2 protein-coding genes are annotated in these 665 nt (G+C 77.7%); one reads left to right on the top strand and one right to left on the bottom strand.

Going from position 1 to position 665, the window contains the following annotated elements; all coding sequences use genetic code 11:
* Positions 1–113 (top strand): LuxR C-terminal-related transcriptional regulator (locus ABD317_RS37960; RefSeq protein WP_425582542.1); only part of this gene is annotated, 113 nt, incomplete at its 5' end.
* A 385-nt stretch (positions 114–498) separates the two neighbouring features.
* Here ABD317_RS37960 and ABD317_RS37500 read toward each other — a convergent pair.
* The coding region (locus ABD317_RS37500) for a response regulator transcription factor (protein ID WP_344296619.1) at positions 499–665 on the bottom strand (167 nt) is incomplete at its 5' end.

The following is a 665-nucleotide window of genomic DNA, read 5'->3' as shown; positions in this document are numbered from 1 at the left end:
TCGCGCCGAAGACGGCGAGCGTGCACGTGTCCAACCTGATGGCCAAGCTGGGCGTGTCCAACCGGGGCGAGGCGGCCGCGGTGGCGCACCGGCTGCGGCTCTTCGAGGACTGATCCGGCCGAAGCGCCTCCGCGCCGGGGTCTCCCGGGTCCGGGCCACGGCCGTCGGGGGCGCGCTGCCGGGTTCGTACGGTGTCCCGGGGGCGCGCAGCAGGGCCTCCGCGTCGCACGGCGCGGGCTGCGGCGCCGGGGACCTCGGCCATGCCCGCCGAGTCGTTCGGCTGCGGAGACAGACCGGTGCCGAGGCTGCCGGGGGGCCGTCCGTGCCACCCGGGAGGCGGCCACGTGTGCTCGCCGTCCGCCCCGCCGTCCTCGTCGTCCCGCCACCGTACGGCGGCTGCCGGACCGCCGCCCCCGGCCCGCCTCGGGCTGCCGCTCTCCCGCACCGCGGCGCGGCGCGCCACGTCCTCCTCGGCGATCCGCCGGTCGCGCCGCGGGGCTACGCGCTCTCGAAGAGCCGCAGCCGGTGGGCGACCGCCGCCGCCTCGCCCCGGTTCGACACCCCCAGCTTGGCCATCAGGTTGGACACGTGCACGCTTGCCGTCTTCGGCGAGATGAACAGCTCCTCGGCGATCTGCCGGTTGCTCCGGCCCGCCGCCACCAGCC

This window comes from Streptomyces synnematoformans, assembly GCF_039531005.1.
Classification (GTDB): Bacteria; Actinomycetota; Actinomycetes; order Streptomycetales; family Streptomycetaceae; genus Streptomyces; species Streptomyces synnematoformans.
This window is presented reverse-complemented; position numbering and strand designations above follow the sequence as displayed.